General features: G+C 59.6%; 17 protein-coding genes and 1 pseudogene. 6 read left to right on the top strand and 12 right to left on the bottom strand.

What is annotated here, in order from left to right:
* Positions 1-36: 36 nt before the first annotated feature.
* From GOQ25_RS08310 to GOQ25_RS08345, 8 genes are all read right to left on the bottom strand, one after another.
* Positions 37-1119, bottom strand: a complete 1083-nt coding sequence (locus tag GOQ25_RS08310) for a calcium:proton antiporter (protein ID WP_160350000.1) — start codon at positions 1117-1119, stop codon at positions 37-39.
* 245 nt (positions 1120-1364) lie between these two features.
* Complete coding sequence (locus tag GOQ25_RS08315) at positions 1365-1538, bottom strand: hypothetical protein (RefSeq protein WP_160350001.1); 174 nt, start codon at positions 1536-1538, stop codon at positions 1365-1367.
* 129 nt (positions 1539-1667) lie between these two features.
* Positions 1668-2867 carry a M20 aminoacylase family protein gene (locus tag GOQ25_RS08320; protein WP_160350002.1) on the bottom strand — a complete coding sequence of 400 codons (1200 nt, stop codon included), beginning with the start codon at positions 2865-2867 and terminating at the stop codon, positions 1668-1670.
* Between the two features lie 63 nt (positions 2868-2930).
* Complete coding sequence (locus GOQ25_RS08325) at positions 2931-4034, bottom strand: ABC transporter ATP-binding protein (protein ID WP_160350003.1); 1104 nt, start codon at positions 4032-4034, stop codon at positions 2931-2933.
* The gene (locus GOQ25_RS08330) at positions 4021-5124 is read right to left on the bottom strand and encodes an ABC transporter ATP-binding protein (protein ID WP_160350004.1); all 1104 of its coding nucleotides are present in this window, start codon (positions 5122-5124) and stop codon (positions 4021-4023) included. The genes GOQ25_RS08325 and GOQ25_RS08330 overlap by 14 nt, the downstream gene beginning before the upstream one ends.
* A 10-nt stretch (positions 5125-5134) precedes the next feature.
* Positions 5135-6058 carry an ABC transporter permease gene (locus GOQ25_RS08335; protein ID WP_160350005.1) on the bottom strand — a complete coding sequence of 308 codons (924 nt, stop codon included), beginning with the start codon at positions 6056-6058 and terminating at the stop codon, positions 5135-5137.
* On the bottom strand, positions 6055-7029 hold the full coding sequence (locus tag GOQ25_RS08340; RefSeq protein ID WP_160350006.1) for an ABC transporter permease: 975 nt from the start codon (positions 7027-7029) through the stop codon (positions 6055-6057). The genes GOQ25_RS08335 and GOQ25_RS08340 overlap by 4 nt, the downstream gene beginning before the upstream one ends.
* A gap of 18 nt (positions 7030-7047) precedes the next feature.
* Positions 7048-8634, bottom strand: coding sequence for an ABC transporter substrate-binding protein (locus GOQ25_RS08345; protein WP_160350007.1), 1587 nt, complete (start codon positions 8632-8634; stop codon positions 7048-7050).
* Positions 8635-8745: 111 nt separating this feature from the next.
* On the opposite strand from GOQ25_RS08345, the gene mnmE reads away from it, so the two are divergent.
* Positions 8746-10104 carry a tRNA uridine-5-carboxymethylaminomethyl(34) synthesis GTPase MnmE gene (mnmE, locus tag GOQ25_RS08350; RefSeq protein WP_160350008.1) on the top strand — a complete coding sequence of 453 codons (1359 nt, stop codon included), beginning with the start codon at positions 8746-8748 and terminating at the stop codon, positions 10102-10104.
* Between the two features lie 86 nt (positions 10105-10190).
* Here mnmE and GOQ25_RS08355 read toward each other — a convergent pair.
* The 3 genes and pseudogenes from GOQ25_RS08355 to ada form a co-directional block, all read right to left on the bottom strand.
* Positions 10191-10550 (bottom strand): annotated as a pseudogene (locus GOQ25_RS08355) (response regulator transcription factor); the annotation flags it as partial.
* An 18-nt stretch (positions 10551-10568) separates the two neighbouring features.
* Positions 10569-12440 carry an ATP-binding protein gene (locus GOQ25_RS08360; protein WP_160350009.1) on the bottom strand — a complete coding sequence of 624 codons (1872 nt, stop codon included), beginning with the start codon at positions 12438-12440 and terminating at the stop codon, positions 10569-10571.
* A gap of 73 nt (positions 12441-12513) precedes the next feature.
* Positions 12514-13623 (bottom strand): bifunctional DNA-binding transcriptional regulator/O6-methylguanine-DNA methyltransferase Ada, encoded by a 1110-nt coding sequence (gene ada / locus GOQ25_RS08365; RefSeq protein WP_160350010.1) that lies wholly within the window; start codon positions 13621-13623, stop codon positions 12514-12516.
* Positions 13624-14061: 438 nt separating this feature from the next.
* Between ada and GOQ25_RS08370 the strand changes: the two genes are divergently transcribed.
* From GOQ25_RS08370 to GOQ25_RS08390, 5 genes are all read left to right on the top strand, one after another.
* The gene (locus GOQ25_RS08370; RefSeq protein ID WP_160350011.1) at positions 14062-14739 is read left to right on the top strand and encodes a response regulator; all 678 of its coding nucleotides are present in this window, start codon (positions 14062-14064) and stop codon (positions 14737-14739) included.
* Positions 14732-16180 carry a sensor histidine kinase gene (locus GOQ25_RS08375; RefSeq protein WP_160350012.1) on the top strand — a complete coding sequence of 483 codons (1449 nt, stop codon included), beginning with the start codon at positions 14732-14734 and terminating at the stop codon, positions 16178-16180. The genes GOQ25_RS08370 and GOQ25_RS08375 overlap by 8 nt, the downstream gene beginning before the upstream one ends.
* Positions 16181-16296: 116 nt before the next feature.
* Positions 16297-17298, top strand: a complete 1002-nt coding sequence (locus GOQ25_RS08380) for a tripartite tricarboxylate transporter substrate binding protein (protein WP_160350013.1) — start codon at positions 16297-16299, stop codon at positions 17296-17298.
* Positions 17299-17417: 119 nt separating this feature from the next.
* Positions 17418-17855 (top strand): tripartite tricarboxylate transporter TctB family protein, encoded by a 438-nt coding sequence (locus GOQ25_RS08385; RefSeq protein ID WP_160350014.1) that lies wholly within the window; start codon positions 17418-17420, stop codon positions 17853-17855.
* On the top strand, positions 17852-19378 hold the full coding sequence (locus tag GOQ25_RS08390; RefSeq protein ID WP_160350015.1) for a tripartite tricarboxylate transporter permease: 1527 nt from the start codon (positions 17852-17854) through the stop codon (positions 19376-19378). Before GOQ25_RS08385 ends, GOQ25_RS08390 begins: the two co-directional genes overlap by 4 nt.
* Positions 19379-19514: 136 nt before the next feature.
* Here GOQ25_RS08390 and GOQ25_RS08395 read toward each other — a convergent pair whose 3' ends face one another.
* Entirely contained in the window at positions 19515-20681 is a 1167-nt protein-coding gene (locus tag GOQ25_RS08395) for a pyridoxal phosphate-dependent aminotransferase (RefSeq protein WP_160350016.1), read from the bottom strand.
* Between the last annotated feature and the right edge of the window lie 157 nt (positions 20682-20838).

Consider the following 20838-nt stretch of genomic DNA (forward strand, 5'->3'; position numbering starts at 1 on the left):
TCCTACGGCGACAGCTGCGGCGGCTGCGTGAGTCGCCTACAGCCCTAGCGCCGTCAACATAAGAAAGGTGGCGAACAGCGCGAAGTGCGTCATGCCCTCGATCGCGTTGGTCTGTCCATCGTTCAGATTGATCGCGGTAATCACCAGCGTGATTAGCACCATCATGGTCTGAATGGGTGTCATGGCCATTTCGAAAGGCTGACCGGTGAACAGCGCCAGCGCCTCCATCAAGGGCACCGTCAAGATGACTGTGGATAAAGACGCCCCCAACGCGATATTCACAACGGATTGCATACGATTGGCCAAAGCGGCGCGCAGCGCTGTGAGAATTTCCGGACTGGCCGAGATCAACGCCACAACCAACGCGGGCAGGGCAGGCGGCACATTGACGTTCGCGAGCGAGACGTTTAACGATTGCGCCATGACTTCCGACAACGCCCCAATCAACACCACACCGGTTATCAACAGCCCTACCGACCACACGGTGTCCGGGCCAGGCACGGTCTTGACCACGGGGCGCCGTTTTTCCGGATAGGCATAACTGAAGAAATAGCTGTGCGGCCCGGTCTGCATGCGCAGAAAGACGGCATACAGCATGATCATGATAAAGATCGTGAACCCGGAATAAAGGCGCCAGCGATCCGCCGGCACGAACTCCGGCATGATCATCGATATCGCCATGGCCGTGAGAATCATCACGGTATAGACGCGGCCCGAGTCGTCGTTGTAGGCCTGCTCGCCATGTTTGATGCCGCCCATCAGCGCGGCCAGACCGAGAATGCCGTTGATGTCGAGCATCACGGCGGCATAAATCGTATCGCGCACCAGCGTAGGCGAGGTCTCGTGCGACATCACGATCGCCAACACCACGACTTCGACCAACACGGCCGCCAACGTCAACACCATCGTGCCGTACGGATCGCCCAATCGATGCGCCAGTTGCTCGGCGTGATACGCGACCCGTTGCGATGCACAGATGATCGCCAGCACCAGCACTACCGTCGACGCGATAGCCACGGTTGAGCCATTGGTGATGAGCCTGTCGCCCGCCACATACGCCACCGCCGTGGCCACGCCTGCAACAACCAGAAGCCGCTCGTGCGAGAGCAATGCCTGCATGATGATCCCCCGTAGTCGTCAAGCAGCTTACAGCGGGGATACGATCAGGTCCAATAGTGGTGAGGGGCTGGCGCTGCGGCAGGCCAGCCTCCTCGCGGCGGGCATCCCGGCAACTGAGCGCCGCATGACAAAGCAAACCCATAAAACGTGGAAAAGTCGGCAACGCCGAACTTCCGAGCAACTGTCATGCCTGGGATAACGGGGGCTTTTTTAAACAGGTGGAGTTTGATGCAACCCTGATGCGATCACGGGAGGGTCGATGGGTGCGCAGTAAACGAGCAAGCCGGCGCGCCGATGGCGACACCATCGGCCAAGGCCGGAGTAGGCGATACCAAGGCCATCACCGCGATAGCCAGGGCGAGCAGCGTGGCGCTTACGACGCGCTGGGCGGCCGAGGACGGCGCAGATTGACGAGACATGGATCGCTCCGAATGCTAGAGCGATCCATTATGCGAAAGCACGCCACATAACCAAACTACGTAATAGCAGTTTGATCAGAGCCTTTCGTCATATAGGCCGCGCCGCAAAGCGCGCGGCCTTCAGGCACCTTAATTACGAGCCAAATACTTTTCCACAAGCTTGACCCAGTACGTCGCGCCTACCGGCAGCAGGGCGTCGTTGAAGTCATAGTTGGGATTGTGTAGCTGGCACGGCCCCATGCCGTGATAGCTGGCGATGCGATGATCGCCGTCGCCATTGCCTAGGAACAAATAACAGCCAGGGACTTTTTCCAGATAGAACGAAAAATCCTCCGCCCCCATGAAGGCCGGGATATTACAGTCCACCTGTTCATCACCAAAGACTTCGCGAGCCACCTCGGCGGCGAAAGCGGTTTCCTTTTCCCAGTTCACCAGGGGCGGATAGGCGCGCACGAAATCGAGCTCGCCCGTCGCGCCATAGACCTGTGGGAGGGTCGTGGCGATGCGGCGCATGCCTTCCTCGATACGGTCGAGCACATCGACCGTATAGGTGCGCACCGTGCCGCGCAAGACGGCCTCGCCGGGGATCACGTTGTAGGCGTCGCCGGCATGGATCTGCGTAATGCTCAGCACCGCCGATTCCAAGGGGTCCTTATGGCGCGAAATCAAGGTCTGTAGCGCGTGCACCATGTCTGCCGCGATGACGATAGGGTCCACCGCATTATGCGGCTGCGCGGCATGACCGCCCACGCCACGGATGGTGATGTCCCAGCGGTTGCTCGACGCCATGGCAGGGCCAGGGCGGAAACCAAACTGGTTCACCGGCATGCCCGGCATATTGTGCAATCCAAAGATCGCATCGCACGGGAATTTCTCGAACAGCCCGTCTTGCATCATGGCGCGCGCACCGGCGTTACCGCCTTCCTCGGCGGGCTGAAAAATAAAGTGCACGGTGCCGTCGAAGTTACGGTGCTTGCTCAAGTACTCTGCCGCACCCAGCAAAATCGTCGTGTGCCCATCGTGGCCACAGCCGTGCATGCGGCCTTCGATGGTGGACTTGTGCTCGAAGCGGTTGTGTTCCGGCATCGGCAGCGCATCCATATCGGCGCGCAGGCCGATCTTGCGCTCGCTGGTGCCGGATTTCAGCACGCCGACCACGCCGGTCTTGCCCAGCCCGGTATGAACCTCCATCCCCATGGCGCGCAGCCGTTCGGCTACCAGCGCGGAGGTGCGTGTCTCGTTAAACGCCAGCTCCGGGTGCGCATGGATGTCGCGTCGCAAGGCGGTCAGGTCGGCATGGGCACGTTCGATTTCGTCTAAAGTTTTCATGGCATTCGGTCACGCAAGGTAAAAGCAAAATAGGGGGTTCCCATACGGATCCGCCCGGTAATCTCAGACTTGTAGCACACCTGCTATACGCGCATCGGGGGCGCGCTCCACGCCGTCCCAACCTGGCATGTCATTGAGGTGACAGGCACTGGCATGGCCGGGGCCCACGGCGCGCAGTAACGGACGTTCCTCGGCGCAGCGCGGCATCGCATGGGGGCAACGCGGATGAAACGCACATCCCGGCGGGGGCGCCAGCGGCGAGGGCAATTCACCTTTAATAGGCTGGTAATTGCGCCGTCCGGGCCGCAGGTTCGGCAATTCCTTCAGTAATGCCTGCGTATAGGGATGATTCGCGCGCGAGAACACATCATCCGTCGCCGCGATCTCCACTATACGCCCCAAATACATGATCGCCACGCGATCCGAGATGTGACTGACCACGCTCAGGTTGTGGCTGATAAAAAGATAGGTCAGGTCCAGCTCTTCGCGCAAGCGCGCGAACAGATTCAGCACCTGTGCCTGGATCGAGACATCCAGTGCCGCCACGGCCTCATCGCAAACGATGACCTTGGGCTTTAACGCCAAGGCCCGCGCGATGCCGATCCGCTGCCGTTGTCCCCCGGAAAATTGGTGTGGATAACGTTGTGCATAACTTGGGTCCAGGCCGACCTGCCGCATGAGTTCGGCGACGTAATCGGCCTGGTCGCGCGCCCGTATCAGGCCGTGAGCGACGGGTGCCTCGCCAATAATGTCCAGCACTCGCATACGCGGATTGAGCGACGCGTACGGGTCCTGGAAGATCATCTGCACGCCCAGCTCGTATTCGCGCCGCTGGGCGGCCGACATTCGCGCCAGGGGCACGCCACGGTAGACGATTTCCCCCCCGGTGGGTGGCAATATCCCGCACACCATCCGGCCCAGCGTCGATTTGCCGCAGCCGGACTCGCCGACGATGCCTATGACTTCGCCGGGATACACCTCCAGATCCACGCCGCCGACTGCCTGCACCACCAAGGTTTTCAGCCCCGCGCCGAACAGATTGGCGATGCGTCCGGCCAGATCGACGGGCTGGACGAAGTGCTGTTCAACGCCACGCAGCGTTAACAGCGGTGTCGCCGCGACGGCTGCCCGTTCGGAATCTGCGCGGGGGCCGTTAGACGTATGCATTCGAGTTCTCCACATGCCAGCAACGCGCCCAATGCCCCGGGCGATGCTCCTGCGCCGGGGGCGACTGGCTACAAGTCGGTGTGGCGCGCGGACAGCGGGAGCGAAACGCGCATCCCTCGGGCAGATTCAAGAGCGATGGCGTCATCCCCGCGATGGGAGATAGCGGCTGACCCCGCGTTTGCGGCGTGGGAATCGAGGCGATCAAACCCTGGGTATAGGGATGCAGAGGCTGCCCGATCACGTCAGCCGTCGCTCCGGTTTCGACCACACGCCCCGCGTACATCACCGCAACGCGATCGGCCAATCCAGCCACCACGGCCAGATCATGGGTAATCCAGATCAACCCCGTCCCCGTCTCGCGGCAGAGCTTTTGCATCTCGTACAGAATCTGCCCTTGTATCGTGACATCCAGCGCGGTCGTCGGCTCGTCCGCGATGATGAGGCGAGGGGAGTTCAACAACGCAATCGCGATCGCCACGCGCTGACGCATCCCGCCCGACAGCTGATGTGGATAAGCGCGCAGCCGCTCTTCGGGCGAGGGGATGCCCACCTGCGTTAACACCTCCAACGCGCGGCCCCTGGCCTGGGCGCGGCTGACGCGGCGATGCGCCAACACGGTTTCGATCATCTGCGTATCCACGCGCAGCACCGGGTTGAGCGTCATCATCGGGTCCTGAAAGATCATCGCGATCTCGCTGCCCCGAATTGCGCGCCAGCGCTGCGGCGAGGCGCGGCGCAGGTCCTCGCCCTTGAACAGGATTTCCCCGTCCACCACGCGGCCCGGCGCGTCAACCAAACCCAGCAATGAGAACCCGGTGATGCTCTTGCCCGAGCCGGATTCGCCGACCAGCCCGACGATCTCGCCGGGCCCCACGGACAGGTCCACACCATCGACGGCCTTGACCACGCCGCCACGCGTGAAGAAGTGGGTCTTGAGCCCTTGCACGCGCAATACCGCTGTCCCGGCCGGCAGGTTATCCACAGGATGAGGGTCCAGGTCCTCCGGGTGATGACTGACCCGCCCGCTAGCAGCGTCAGCCGCATTTGGCTCGTGGTAGTCGTGTTGCACGACGGGATCGCTTTCGCTCATCGCCCGCGCCTCATGCCACGTTATGAGGATTCAACACATCGCGCAGATGATCCCCCACCAGATTGATGCCGATGATGGCGATCGCCAGCGCAATGCCGGGAAAGAAAGAAATCCAATACAGACCCGACAACAGATACTCGAATCCATTGGAAATCAACATCCCCAGCGAAGGCTCGGTCACCGGCACGCCCACGCCCAGAAACGACAACGTCGCCTCCAGCGCGATCGCATGCGCCAGGTCGATGGTCGCAATCACGATTAGCGGCGGCATGCAGTTGGGCAGGACATGACGAAACAGCACGCGCCCCCAACGCAGCGACAGACAGCGGGCGGCCTCCACGTATTCCTTGCCCCGCTCGACCAGGGCTGCGCCGCGCGCCGCCCGGGCGAAATAGGCCCATTGCACGACCACCAGCGCGATGATCACCTTATCCACACCCTTGCCGAGAATCGCCAGCAAGATCAACGCCACCAGGATGGCCGGGAACGATAACTGGATATCCACAGCCCGCATCAGCACCGCATCCACCCGACCGCCAAAGTAAGCGGCGATCAGACCCACCGTCGCGCCAATCGCAAAGGCCGCCAGCACCGATATCGCGCCCACCGTCAGACTGGTGCGCAGGCCATACAGGATCGCCGAGAACACGTCGCGCGCTTGTCCGTCCGTACCTAGCCAGTACGTCATGCTGCCGTCGCTGCTTTCGCTGCCGGGAGGCAGTTTCGAATCCAGGATATCCAGGTTGCCGATATCGAACGGATCCTGCGGCGCGATCCATGGCGCAAACACGGCCGCGCCCACGGTGACGATCAACAGCACCAGGCCCACCATCGCCAGTTTGCTCGCACAGAAATCCGTCATGAAGCGGCGCAACGGCGTTTCCACGGGGGCGGGTTTAATGTCCGCGGCTGCGGGAATCACGGGTGTCGTCATGCCCGGCGCTCCAGCCGGACGCGCGGGTCCAGCACGGTATAAAAGATATCCACAAGCAAATTCAGCACCACCAGGAAAAACACGATCAGCATCAGATAGGCGACCACCACGGGACGGTCCAGATTGATGATGGAGTCGATCAACAGCTTGCCCATGCCGGGCCAGGAAAATACGGTCTCTGTCACCACCGCAAAGGCCACGACTTGCCCGAATTCAAGACCGGCGATGGTCACGACCGGGATCAAAATGTTTTTCAACAGGTGCACGCCCAGCACGCGGATTTCGCCCAGCCCCTTGGCGCGCGCGAATTTGATGTAGTCCATCGGCAGGACCTCGCGCGTGGCCGCGCGCGTGACGCGAATGATCATCGCGCATTTGGCCAGCGCAATCGTCGCGGCAGGCAGGATCAGACAAGCCCAGCCGCTGAGCGTCAATACACTTAACGGCACACCAAAAACCGGTACCGTCGCGCCACGGCCGCTGGCGGGCAGCCATCCCAGCGCGACCGCGAACACCATGATCAGCATCAGACCGACCCAGAAATTCGGCAGCGAAAAACCCAACACCGAACCTGTCATGATGGCGCGCGATCCGGCCGCCCGCGGCCGCAAGCCCGCGATAATGCCTAGCGGCACACCGATCAGCACCGATAGCAACATCGCTACCGTGGCAAGTTCCAGCGTGGCCGGCATGCGCTCCAGAATCAAGCGCATGGCGGGTTCGCCCGTCAGAAAGCTATTGCCGAAATTACCCTGCACCGCATGGCCCAGGAACACCGCATACTGCATCCATAACGGTTTATCCAAGCCCAGCGATGTACGGATCGCCTCGCGCTGCGCATCGGTCGCCTCCGGGCTGGCCAACATCGACACCGGGTCGCCGACGAGATAAATCCCGGCAAACACCAGCGCCGACATGACCAGCAATACGATCAGCGTCTGCAACAGGCGGCGGATGATGGTTGCCAGCACGTTGCTTATCGCTCCCGGCTATTTCTTTAGCGTGGCGTATTGCACCAGCGTGGTTTGATCCGGCCGGCCTTCGTAGCGGATATCGTCCTTCATGGCCCACACCGAGAGCTCGAAATGCAGGGGCAACAGCGCGAAGTCATCCATCGCCATATTGCTGGCCTGTTGCAAGAGCGCGGCGCGCTTGTCATTGTCCATGGTGCCCGCCGCCTCACGGGCAAGCTTGTCCATCTCCGGATTTGAATATCGCCCACGGTTGGTGGTGCCTTCGCCGGCTTCGGGATTGCGCGTCATCAAGAGCGAAGCCAGCGGATTGAGCATCTCGCCACTGGTCACCGACCAGCCCGCCAGATAGGCGCTGAACTCATACCCATCGCGTTTTTTGAAAAACACCGAGGGCGCCAACGCTTCGACACTGGTTTTGACGCCGATGCGCGACCACATGGAGGCAACCGCTTGCGCCACCTTGGAGTCGTTCACATAACGGCCCGAGGGTGCTCCCAGCGTGATGGAAAACCCATCGGGATAGCCCGCTTCTTTTAACAAAGCCTTGGCCTTTTCAATGTCGGCCTTGGGTGCTTCGGCATGTTCTTTCGATGCGCCAAACATGGGGTAGGGCAGCATATTGCCTGCGGGCTTGGCCACGCCCCCCATCACTCGATCCACAATGGCTTCGCGATTGATCGCCAGGGACAAAGCTTCTCTGACGCGTTTATCTTTTAACGGGTTTTTCTGCAGCCCCGGAATACCCGGTGTCGGCTCGGCATGCTGATCCATCGCCACGTACATCACGCGCACGGAGGGCGTTTCTTCGATGTAGAGCTTGTTGTTCTTTTTGAGATTGGCCAGATCATCGGTGGGGGGATCTTCGATCATGTCCACATCGCCCGCCAACAGGGCGGCGACCCGTCCGGCCGCATTGGACATGGGCCGATAGATCACTTTGTCCCAGGCCGGCGGCTCGCCCCAATAGTGCTCATTGCGCTCGAACACCAGCTCCGCGCCGCGTTTCCACGAAGAAAACTTATACGGGCCGGTGCCAGCCAGGCCATTGCCGCTATTGAGTTCCGTCGTGGTCTTGCCCTCCGGAGCAGGACCAGAGGCCGCCGTTTTCGACAAAATCGGCAGCTGCGCCAGATTAATCAGCAGATTGGGGGCGGGCGATTTGGTCGTGATGCGCAGCGTCAGCGGATCAACGGCTTCGGTCTTGGCGACTGACCCGAGATACAAGGTAAACGGGGAGGGGCTGTTGGGCACCTTGGGAATACGGTCATAGGAGAACACCACATCCTCGGCCGTGAACGGCGACCCATCCGAGAACTTCACATTGGGCCGCAGTTTAAAGGTCCAGACATTACCCTCGTTCGTCCATGACTCCGCCAACGCGGGAATTGGCTGCAGTTTCGCGTCGGCCCGCACCAGAGGGTCGAATAGCGTCTGCGATATCTGCGTGTTCGGTGTCAACGCATGATATTGAGGGTCCATCGAGCTGGGTTCGGTTTTCAGCGCCACAACCAAGTCGCGCGCCGCGGCCGCCGTCACCGCGCCTAGCGCCATGACCGTTGCCACCGTGCCGCCCACCATCAAACGTAACCAACGAGATGCCATCTTGCTCTCCCTAGCCGACCTATCGATTGGACTGCCCGGACACCATAACCAGCAAAATGGTGCGCGCGCAACAGTTATATTCCCTTATTGCCGTATTCATTCTTCGCCCCCATGTCCGTCTCTCATCAGGTTCCTATCGTCGCCATCGCCACGGCTCCCGGTCGCGGCGGCATCGGCGTCGTCCGAGTTTCCGGCCCGGATCTGTCGTCATTCATTCGAAAGCTTCTTGGTCGCGAGCTGACGCCTCGGCACGCGCACTATCTGCCCTTTACCGCCGAAGATGGTGAACGCCTGGACGAAGGCATCGCCCTGTATTTCCGCGCGCCCCAGTCGTACACCGGCGAAGACGTGCTCGAGTTGCAGGGCCATGGCGGGCCGGCGGTATTGCGGCGCATTCTCGATCGTTGTCTGGAAGCGGGCGCCGAGATCGGTGTGCGTCTGGCCGAACCGGGTGAATTCACGCACCGCGCGTTTCTCAATGACCGGTTGGATCTGGCGCAGGCCGAAGCCGTTGCCGATTTGATCGACGCATCGTCGGTGGCCGCCGCACGGGGCGCGATGGCGTCCTTATCAGGCGAATTTTCAGTACAGGTCAATGCTCTGTCGGACCGCATCGTGCATCTGCGCATGCTGGTCGAAGCCACACTCGATTTCCCCGAAGAGGAAATCGACTTCCTGGAAAAATACCAGGCGCGTCCCACACTGGAAGCGCTCGCGCACGATCTTGACCGATTGATTGCACAAGCACGGCAAGGCGTGATCTTGCGTGAAGGCTTGCACGTGGTGCTTGCCGGTAAACCCAACGTTGGTAAGTCCAGCCTGCTCAATGCGCTGGCCGGTGACGACATCGCGATCGTCACGCCCATCGCGGGCACCACGCGCGATCGCGTCGTGCAGGAAATTCACATCAATGGCGTGCCGCTACATATCGTGGATACGGCCGGATTACGCGAAACCGAAGACACGGTCGAACGTATCGGCATAGACCGCACCTGGAAAGAAATCGAACGCGCCGATGTCATCCTGCATCTGCAGGACGCGACTCAACCCGGCGATGAACTCGACGCGCAAATCATTGCACGCTTGCCCGAACGTACGCCGTTACTGACCGTCTACAACAAAGTGGATTTGCTCGATAAGCCATTCGTGCCCGGCGCACAGCAGCTCGGCATCTCCGCGCGCGAAGGCTTGGGGCTGGATGCACTGCGTGAAAAGCTATTGTCCATCGCTGGCTGGAACCCGGGGGCGGAATCCCCTTGGCTCGCGCGCGAACGTCACGTGCGAGCACTGCAAGATGCCGCCGAACATCTTGCCAACGCTGGCGAACACGCCGCACAGGATGATCGTGTGTTGGATCTGTTCGCAGAAGAACTGCGGCTTGCGCATGACAGCTTGAGCAGCATTACCGGCAAATTCACCAGCGATGATTTGTTGGGCGAGATCTTTTCGAGTTTTTGTATCGGGAAATAGATCGGCAGCATGGTGCCACGATTGGTGCCATGCTCGCGGGTTTCCATCCGCGGTCAATCAAAACACTATCTCGCGACTCTTTCTTGCGCGGCACGCCGCACCGCGCTGACTAATTCGACGGCATCGATATTCTTGCTTAAGAAACCGCGCGCGCCATCACGCAGGGCTTGCGCGACCTCGTCTGCCTCTTCCGATACCGTCAAAATCATCACAGCGGCATCGGGCACGTCTTGTACCAAGAGCTTTAAGGTCTCTAGTCCCGACAACCCCGGCATATTCAAATCCAACAAAATCACATCGGGATGACATGCCTGTGCGCGCTTGACGCCTTCCACGCCATCACCCGCCTCTGCCACAACCTCGATATCTGGCTGACGTTGCAACATAAGCTTGACGCCTGAGCGAAACAGGCTGTGATCATCAATGAGAAGAATACGAATCGCCATGAGTAAAGGTCGCTGGAATTAAACAACGGATTTTTCGGTATGGGGCAGGGTCACTTCCACGGTTGTCCCCTGACCAAGTTGTGAACGCAATTGCAGCACCGCATGCACCCGGGCCGCGCGTTCACGCATGATGTGCAGGCCGATATGATTTTCCTCGCGGCTCGCGACATCGTCTTGCGCATAGCCGCGGCCGTTATCCACGATACGCATTTCGAAATCATCGTGATTGCGCACGATGACGTCCACGTGATCCGCCTGCGCATGCTTGCGCACATTCGACAATGCTTCCTGCATGATGAATAGCACCTGCAGCTGTTGCTCGGGAGATAGCGGCAACCCCGTGTGGTACTGCATATCCAGATGAACGTTGATACCCGTTTGCCGACGAAAACGACGTATTGCTTCCTCGATCGCGTCGGGCAGCTCGACTTGATCGAGTTTGGTGCGGAAGTTCACGAGCAGCTCGCGCACATCCTGATAACTCTCATCGACACCCATACGCAGCAACTGTGCGATGTCTCGCACATCCTTGTCATCGCCGCGCGCCAGCGCATCCTCGAGCATCTGCAACTGCATCTTCAGAAAGTTAAGCCCCTGTGCGATGCTGTCATGCAAGCCTTGCGCCATCAGACTGCGTTCCTGCGTGACCGCGAGTTTGCGCGCTTGGGCTTCCAGTCGCCGGTTATCCAACGCGATACCCAAGTGCTGGCCCAAGGTTTTAAGCAATTGATCCTCACTTGGCGACAGCTGCCGTTGGCTCGCGAAGTGCAGCGTGAACGTTCCCAACGCCTCATCGCGCGTCGCGATATCAAAGCTCGCGTGGTATGCCCCATGCTCGACCGCTACTTCATCTGCGCTCGCTAACTGCGCTCCGATGTCGCCATCGCGATCCCCGGACCCTTGCACCGTAACCTCGCCTTCGGTCATCACACGCTCGGGCCCGTCATCCGTATCCGTCACACGCACGGCGCCACCCGCTGCGCCGAACTCGCTGATCACGCGCTGCAGAAAGAGGCGGCATATCGATTCGCTATCGTTGGGCAGCGTTAAAAACGCGGTTATCGCGTAGAGAAAAGCGGTCTCGCGATTCTGCTTTTCCAGTTCTGCGGTCTTGGTACGCACGCCCAGGTCCAGCTCGCGATACAACTGTTCGAGCTTATCGGCCATCTGGTTGAACCCATGTGCAAGCACTCCAAACTCGTCTCGCGTCTTTACCGGCAGACGCGTGTGAAATTCGCCTTCGGTCAACCGATACAAACCATCGCGTAGATTCAACATCGGCTGAATAATCCACACGTACAGCAGATAAATCGTCAGTGCCGTGCCCACGCTGCCGATCACCGCAATCGCCCCCTGCAAGAATCGCAGCAGCGTGCGTTTCTTGTCGATATCCAGATCGATCATCCCAGCAAGCCGGTCGGATTCCGAGAGAAACACTCGCACGCCATCCAGATAGCCTTGCGCTTCGCCGCTCTTTTGGGCTTGCACAGCAGCCGGTTTAAGTTTGTGCAGCCAGACTTCCTCGACCAGCCGCAATTGGTGCCGTATGTGTGGCACTGCGGGCAGGTGCGTGGGTTTGGTCAGGCTATGCCCCGCCAATACGGCTAGCGCCTGATCCTGCACCTGCAAGGCTTGTTGTAGTGCGTCCGGCTGGGCACCGTCGGGCCGCAGAAGCTCGATCGCGATCTGATTCGCCATCAAGCGCACGCTGCTGAGTTCTTTCGTCGTCCCCACCGCGCGTTCCAACCCACGCGAAAGCGACAGGGTCCATGCCAACAACATCAGCACCACGATCAACGTGCACACCAACCCCCCGATCACGCGGGTGGGTAGGCGATCTCGTAATGTGGGCAACCCGTCTAAACCCACGAAGAATTCTGAAGGCGTCATGGCGTGCTGGCAGCGTGTAAGTGGGGCAGTGTATAGGTTTTCCCACAGCTGACAACAACTGAAATTTTTAGTGTCAATCGCAAGAAACAATTGATTTCACTGCGCTTTCTCGATGCAATAGTTCGCGCTTTCTTTCCACGCCCCAGCGGTACCCCGAGATATCGCCATCCCGGCGGACCACGCGGTGGCAGGGAATCGCCACCGCCAGCTGATTCGCCCCGCACGCTTGCGCCACCGCGCGCACGGCCTTGGGCTCCCCGATGCGCGCCGCGATATCGGCATAGGTAGCCGTCGTCCCCGGCGGCAATTCCTGCAGCGCACGCCATACTCGTTGCTGAAATACGGTCCCACGCACATCCAAGGGCAAATTTATCCCCAACCCAGGCGACTCCACGCAGCCTATGACCTGGGCAACCCAAGACGCGAATTCTTCATCGTCGCCACATAGGGTGGCCTGAGGAAACCGGTCTTGCAGGTCTTTCACCAGCCGCTCGGGATCGTCGCCCAGCCAAATCGCGCAAAGACCTCGCTGACTACGGGCCACCAGAATCGCCCCCAGCGAGCATTCCCCAACCGCAAAGCGGATATCCACATTCGCGCCCCCGGTTCGATAGTCACGCGGACGCATGCCAAGAATCCGCTCGGACTCCGCGTAGAACCGGCTTGCCGAATTAAAGCCCGCCTCATACATCGCGCTAAACACGGTAGGGGAGCCCGGCAATTGGTCACGTAGACGATTTGCGCGGAATGCCTGCGCGTAGGCTTTCGGACTAAGCCCGGTTTCTGCTTTAAACACACGTTGAAAGTGGTAGAGGCTCACCCCGAACCGTTCAGCCAACGTCGCGAGCGTTGGCGCGGGATCTGCACGTTCTATCCAGCGGCACGCCTGCGCCACCAGCTCCGCTCGCCGGGTAGCAGCGCTGGTCTTATCGGCGCTACGCCGTCGACTAGGACGAAATCCAGCCTCTTGCGCCGCCTGCGCCGATTTAAAAAACAGCACGTTTTCCCGCCGAGGCAGGCGGTTCGCGCTACTGGGTCGGCAGTAAACGCCCGTCGTGCGCACTGCATACACGAAGTACGCATCCGCGGCCGCATCGCGCCGCTGTACCGCCTGCCAGCGCTCATCGTCCGTGGCATACGCGCCAGTTTGCGTGGCGTTCGCGTCGTCATACGCAGTCAGCATGGTGCGCTCCTTGATTCTATCCCTCTTGACGCCCTCACGATAGTCCCCGGTGGCGGGGCCAGCAATCTGGTTCTTGCGCCCAAATCAGTTGCCCACAACCACCTGTGAGTAAGTATTCACACTCATGCATATTCAGTTCAGGTTGGGCATAAGTGGTCTGTGGATAACCTCTAAGAACGCCCGCTGTGCACAGCGTGTGGACCTAAGTTGGACAAGGATGGGTTTCTTTCCATCGGCCGAAAGTTGTTCAAGTGGGTCCTCAGCTTCAAACAGAACTGCTGCACAAGCAAAATTGTCCACAAGCGTTTGAAATAAAATGGATTTTTCGAGTTGATGCAGTTATCCACAGGCTCTATTAATCATTAGTCTTTATATAAAGAAAAAGAAAAGGGAAAAACATATATTCGTTCCCACCAGCCGCCAGTGCACAATTCAACTATGCGTATCCTCCTCATCGAAGACGAATCAGAACTAGCTCGCTGGTTATCCCGCAGCCTGGCCCGCCATGCTGGCTTTGTCGTGGAATGGGCTGACGACGGCCTGGTCGCCGAAAGGCGTCTGGCTGTGGAAGAGTTCGATGCCGTCGTTTTGGACTTAGGTCTGCCTGGCATGGACGGTCATACCCTGTTGGCAAAAATTCGCGCTCGTGATGACCGAACACCGGTACTTGTTCTTACTGCGCGCGATTCACTTGCTGAACGAGTCGGCACCCTCCATGAGGGCGCCGACGATTTCTTGCCAAAACCGTTTGTGCTCGAAGAACTCGAGGCGCGACTGATTGCGCTGATTCGGCGCAGCCGCGGACGTGAACATCCGCGGCTATCTCTGGGCGATTTGACGCTGGATACTTCTGCACAGCGCTTTACGGTAAAAGGTCAACCTTTGGGGTTATCCCCACGCGAACATGCTGTACTGCGTGTACTGATTCAACGCAGTGGAGAACCTATCAACAAACAACAAATCCTCGATCGCATACAAACCGACGATTCGGACATCAATCTCGAGGCGATCGAGGTATTGGTTCACCGACTACGCAAAAAATTGGCGGATACCGGTGTGCAAATCGTGACATTACGAGGGATGGGCTACTCCCTGGAGACCGTACCCGATGCTTAACCCGCGTCCTCAGACGCTGAAATCGTTGTTGCTTTGGTGGCTGATTCCCGCCTTGGTGCTGATCATGTTGATAGCTTTGTGGCTGTCGAATTATCAACTGCGATCGCAGGTGGATCAGGCCTACGATCGCGCCCTGGCGGGCGCGCTCAGATCTATCGATCACAACATATCCACAGCCAGCGGGGGATTAAGCTTCGAGCAGCCATATCTGATGCTGGAGTTTTTTGAGCTGACGGCCGATGGCAATGTGTATTTCCGCATTGCTACTGAAGACGGCCTTGCCGAAATCGGCAACCAATTCCTGCCACTGCCGAACAAACCGCTGATTTCGGGCCAACCACAGTTCTACGACGCCGAATATCAGGGCCTTTCGCTACGCGTGGCCGCGCTCGCGCGGCCGATGGACCCCCCGCTCTACAACAACCAGGGCGGCAGAGTGGTGGTTCAAGTCGCTGAAACGCTGGATTCGCGCCAAAACTTCTTGAATCAGTCACTGCTACGCGCGCTCGAACGCGATTTCGTGGTGATCCTCATCGTGGTGCTGGTGGTCGTCTGGAGCGTTTTTCGCGCGGTTCGTCCGTTAGAGCGATTGCGGCAAGATGTGGAAAAGCGTTCGGCAGACGATTTAAGCCCCGTAGAGGCGCCAGACATTCCAGGTGAGGTCGCCCCCTTGGTTGATGCTGTAAACCTCCACATGAGCCGTTTTGCGGCCCAGGCGAGGCTACAAAGGCAGTTCTTGGACGACGCCTCGCATCAATTGCGCACACCTTTGTCGGTTTTGCGTACCCAGATCGCTTATGCACTGCGTGAAACCGATCCCGAGGAGATACGCACAGCCCTGGTGGCCATGCAGGAAGGACTGGACCGCGCGGTACGCACCACGAATCAGATGCTGGCCCTGGCCCGGGCCAAGAACGCCTCGCTGGGCGAAGCGGGTCTGGTGCCCGATAACGTCGATCTGGGCGAGATCGCCCACAGCGTCATTCGGACGCTGCTGCCCGCCGCGCGGGCCCGGCGCATTGATCTGGGCCTGGAAGGCGGGCAATTCCCCGTTTGTATTCCCGGCATAGATTGGCTGCTGCGCGAGGCCTTGAGCAATCTGGTGGACAACGCGATCCGCTATGCCCCATTCGGCTCGCAGGTCACGGTACGCGTCTATGCGGACGAAAAATTCGCTCGTGTCACCGTGGAGGATAGCGGCCCGGGAATGTCGCCCGAGGACATCGCGCAGGCTAGCGTGCGCTTTCGCCGAGGCGCGGCCGGGAAGAACCGACCCGGCGCCGGCCTGGGCCTTGCAATCGTTGGCACCATCGTAAAACTACATGGCGGATGGATGGTTTTAGAGAACCGGAAACCATTGCCCGGATTGCGCGTGGCACTAGGGTTTACCCTTATTTCTAGCCGGATTGCTGCGACGCCGCACGAAATTCTTGAAAATTGAAAGGTTCCGGAAAGGCTGGATTAGGTACGGTTCGGTTCCGTCGATCACTGTCTGTGTTTTTGCAGACTTGATCCGCTCACGATGACATCTAAAAAGCGATTCACGGAGACCGCACAATGCAACTCTTCTCGAAAGCCCGCCTCGCCGCGGTAATGGGCGCTTGCGCCATGACTCTCGGCATGACTGCCGGCGCTCAAGCCGCCGACGAACCGCGTCGGCCGGAATGTATTGCGCCCGCCCAGCCTGGCGGTGGCTTTGACCTGACCTGTCGTCTGGCTGTCGAAGGCCTCAAGCAGAGCGGCGCGCTGCAAAAGCCTATGCGCATCGTCTACATGCCTGGTGGCATTGGTGCGGTTGCCTACAACAACATCGTGGCTCAGCATCCCGATGAGCCTGGCACCATCGTGGCGTTCTCGGGTGGTTCCTTGCTGAACCTGGCCCAAGGCAAGTTCGGCAAATACAACGTCGATGACGTGCGCTGGCTGGCGGGTATCGGTACCGACTACGGTGTGGCTGTCGTGCGCGACGACTCCCCGTACAAGGACCTCAAGAGCCTGATGGAAGCCTTCAAGCAAGATCCTTCCAAGATCGTGTTGGGCGCTGGTGGCACCGTGGGTAGCCAGGACTGGATGAAAGCCGCTCTGACCGCCAAGGCGGCAGGTGTGGACTATCGCAAGATGCGTTTCGTGGCCTTTGAAGGCGGCGGCGAGGCGGTGACCGCTTTGCGTGGTGGCCATATTCAGGCCTACATGGGTGATGCGGCGGAAGCGTTCACCATGCTCGAAGGTGGCGCCCCCATTCGTGTGCTGGCTGTCTTCAACGACGAACGTCTGCCGGGCAAGCTGAACAGCATCCCGACGGCGAAAGATCAGGGTTACGACATCAACTGGCCCATCATCCGTGGTTTCTACGTTGGCCCGAAAGTGTCGGACGAGGCCTATCAGTTCTGGGTCGATGCTTTCAACAAAACCATGGCTGCCCCGGAATACGCCAAGCTGCGTGATCAGCAAGGTCTCTTCCCGTTTGCCAAGACGGGTCCCGAGCTGGACGCCTACGTCAAAGAGCAAGTCAAGAGATACCATGCACTGGCCGATAGCTTTGGCCTGATCAAGAAGTAACAGAAGGCGCATTGCCGTCTGGGGTGCGCCGTTATCCGGCGCACCCGTCCCGCGTGCCGTCATGAGCATCCGCTCGCACTATCAACCCACGGCGCGCCGAATTTCAGGAAGAAAAGATCATGACTGATCGGACACTGGGCATTTGTGCCCTGGTTCTGGCCGCCCTGATGACCTGGGCAGGCTGGGATATCGAGGCGCCTTTCGCCTACGAACCCGTTGGGCCGCGCGCATTTCCGCTATTGATCGCGCTGATTATCGGGCTTTGCGGCCTGCGTCTGGCGATCAAGGGTGGTAACCCCGTCGAAGGCAATCCTCCCGGCGCGAACCCGCGCATCGCCCTGATGGTGCTGGGTGCCGCGGCCTATGCGTTTCTGTTTCAGTGGCTGGGCTTTGTCATCGCAACGGCCTTGATGACCGTATACGTCGGACGCTTGTTCGGCGGTGGCTGGGGCAAGAGTGCCCTGGGCGGCGTGATCATGGGTGTTTTCTTCTTCTTGTTGTTTGATAAAGCGTTGGACGTGGTGCTACCCGCCGGCTTGTTGGGAGATCTGCTATGAGCGGCATTGTCGATCATTTGTCCATAGGCTTTGGCGTTGCCTTTTCGCTGACCAACCTGCTGGTGGCGGCGATCGGTTCGTTCATCGGTACGATGGTCGGGGTGTTGCCCGGTCTGGGGCCGATCAATGGCGTGGCGATGCTGATCCCCATCGCGTTCGCGATGAACCTGCCGCCGGAAACGGCACTGATCCTGCTGGCCGCCGTGTATGTGGGTGCCGAATATGGCGGTCGTATCACCTCGATTCTGCTGAACGTGCCGGGCGAGGCCAGCGCCATCATGACCACGCTGGACGGCTATCCGTTGGCGCGTCAAGGCATGGCTAACGTGGCGCTGTCGCTGTCGGCGGCGTCGGCCTTCGTCGGTGCGATTGTCTCGGTTACCGGCATTATTCTGCTCGCCCCCATGCTGGCGAAATGGGCGCTGGCTTTCGGTCCGGCGGAATACTTCGTCCTGATGGTGTTTGCGTTCTGCTGCCTGACCAGCTTGCTTGGCAAGCAGCCGATCAAGGGCGTGCTCGCTGCAATGATCGGTTTGGGCATCGCAACCATTGGCGTGGACTCCAACTCTGGCGTGTATCGCTATACCTTCGATTCGGTTCACCTGTCCGACGGTATCGACTTCGTGGTCGTGGTGATTGCGCTGTTCGCGGTCGCCGAAATGCTGGAGATGCTGGAAAAAGTCACGGGCGGTCAAAGCGTCGAAGTGCAATCCAGCGGTCGTAAGATTTTCAATCTGAAAGAGCTGGCCTTCACCTGGTGGAGCATCGTGCGCAGCTCGCTGGTCGGTTTCGGCGTGGGTGTTTTACCGGGTGCCGGCGCCAGTGTGGCGGCCGCCGTCGCTTATTCGCAAGAAAAGCGCATCATCGAAAACAAAGACCCCGACGCCAAGTTCGGCAAGGGCGATATGCGTGGTCTGGTTGCGCCGGAATCGGCCGCCACCGCCTCGGCCATCGGTTCGTTCGTGCCGATGCTGACGCTGGGTGTACCGGGATCGGGCACGACCGCGGTGATGATGGGCGCGCTGACGCTCTACAACATCACGCCGGGTCCTGTGCTGTTCGACACCAAGCCGGAACTGGTGTGGGGTCTGATTGCCTCGCTCTTTATCGCCAACGTGCTGTTGTTCATCATGAACGTGCCGATGGTGCGCGTGTTCTCGAAAGTGTTGTCGGTGCCGGGTTGGCTGATGGTCCCTGGCATTCTCAGCATCAGCTTCATCGGCGTGTATGCGATCAACGCGGGGACATTCGACCTGTTGTTGGTCGTGGGCATCGGTACGATCGGCTACTTCCTGCGCAAGTTCGGTGTACCCATGGCGCCGCTGGTGCTTGGCGTGGTACTGGGAGACATGATGGAGCAGAACTTGCGCCGCGCGCTGTCGATCACCGATGGCAACGTGTCCGTGCTGTTCCAGAGCAATGTGTCGATCGGTCTGTGGATTGCCGCCCTGGCGGTGGTGATCGTGCCGCAATCGTTGCGTAAGCTGCGTCAGCGTCGCAAAGCCGCGAATCCGGCTGCCTGAACGGTAAAAAGGCAATAAAGAAAAGGACGGAAAACTTCAGGTTTTCCGTCCTTTTGTCGTTGGGGCGGGTGAAGGCCGCGTCGTCGGGTGGCGGCTTACATGCCGGCGACGACATAAGCCGCCCCCGCAGACCGCTTTAAACGCCCCTCAGGCGCTCGATTGCCTGATCCAGTGTGCCATCCTTCTTCGCGAAGCAAAAACGCACCAGGCCGTGATTAGAGGCCTCCTCGTCGGGCCGTTGATAGAACGCCGACACCGGAATGACGGTCACCCCGTGTTCCATGGTGAGCCACTTCGCGAACTCGGCCTCGGATTGGCTTGAAATCGCGCTGTAGTCCGCCAGCATGAAGAAGGTTCCTGGGCTGGGCAAAGGCTTGAACCGCGTTTGCCGCAGGCCTTCGGCCAGCCGTTCGCGTTTGGCCTGGTAAAACGCGGGCAATTCCATGTACGGCTTGGGATCGCGCATGTATTCAGCCAGGGCCACCTGCATCGGCGTGGATACGGTGAACACCATGAACTGATGCACCTTGCGCAATTCGGCGCTCAGCTGGCGGGGCGCGCAGCAGTAGCCCATTTTCCATCCGGTCGCGTGATAGGTCTTTCCGAAGGAAGAAATGACGAAGGCGTGCTCGGCCAACAAAGGACGCCGTGACAGGCTGGCGTGCGGTTTACCGTCGAATACGATGTGTTCATACACCTCGTCCGACAAGAGCAGCACGCCGGTGTCGCGCACAATGCTTTCCAGCGCGTCCAGATCGCTTTCTTCCAGCACCGCGCCGGTGGGGTTATGGGGGAAATTCAGCATGAGCAGGCGCGTGCGCGAGGTGATCGCGTCACGAACACGCTGCCAGTCGATGCGGTAGTAGGGGTCTTGCGCGGTCGGGGCGCGCAAAGGCACAGGCACCGCGGTGCCGCCGGCCAACCGGATGGCCGGCAGGTAAGAGTCGTAGCACGGCTCGATGACCACCACTTCGTCGCCGCTATTGACGGCCGCGAGCACCGTGGCCATCAGCGCCTCGGTCGCGCCACTGGTCACGGTGATCTCTGTTTCGGGATCGTAGGCGTGGCCGTAAAGTCCGCGGATCTTCTCGGCAATGGCTTCGCGCAGGGCGGCGACGCCGGGCATGTAGGGATACTGGTTGTGGCCAGCGGCCATGGCTTTAGTAACTAATTCGCACAGGCGCGGGTCGGGGTCGAAGTCGGGGAAGCCTTGCCCCAGGTTGATGGCTTGATGCTCGATGGCCAATCGGCTCATCACGGTAAAGATGGTGGTCCCTACGTCGGGCAGCTTGGAGCGGATCATGGTTGGGTACGCGACTGATGAGGAAATTGTGTGACGCAAGTATCCCACTAACGCGTGCCGAGTGGCCTACTGGCATGAGGTGACGTCGATATTTCACATGGCCCATTTTTTAAAAATACGACATAGGGGAAAACAACTATTTGTTAAGTCAAAGATG

The sequence above is a fragment of the Bordetella sp. 15P40C-2 genome (genome assembly GCF_009763235.1).
Lineage (GTDB): Bacteria > Pseudomonadota > Gammaproteobacteria > Burkholderiales > Burkholderiaceae_B > Bordetella_A.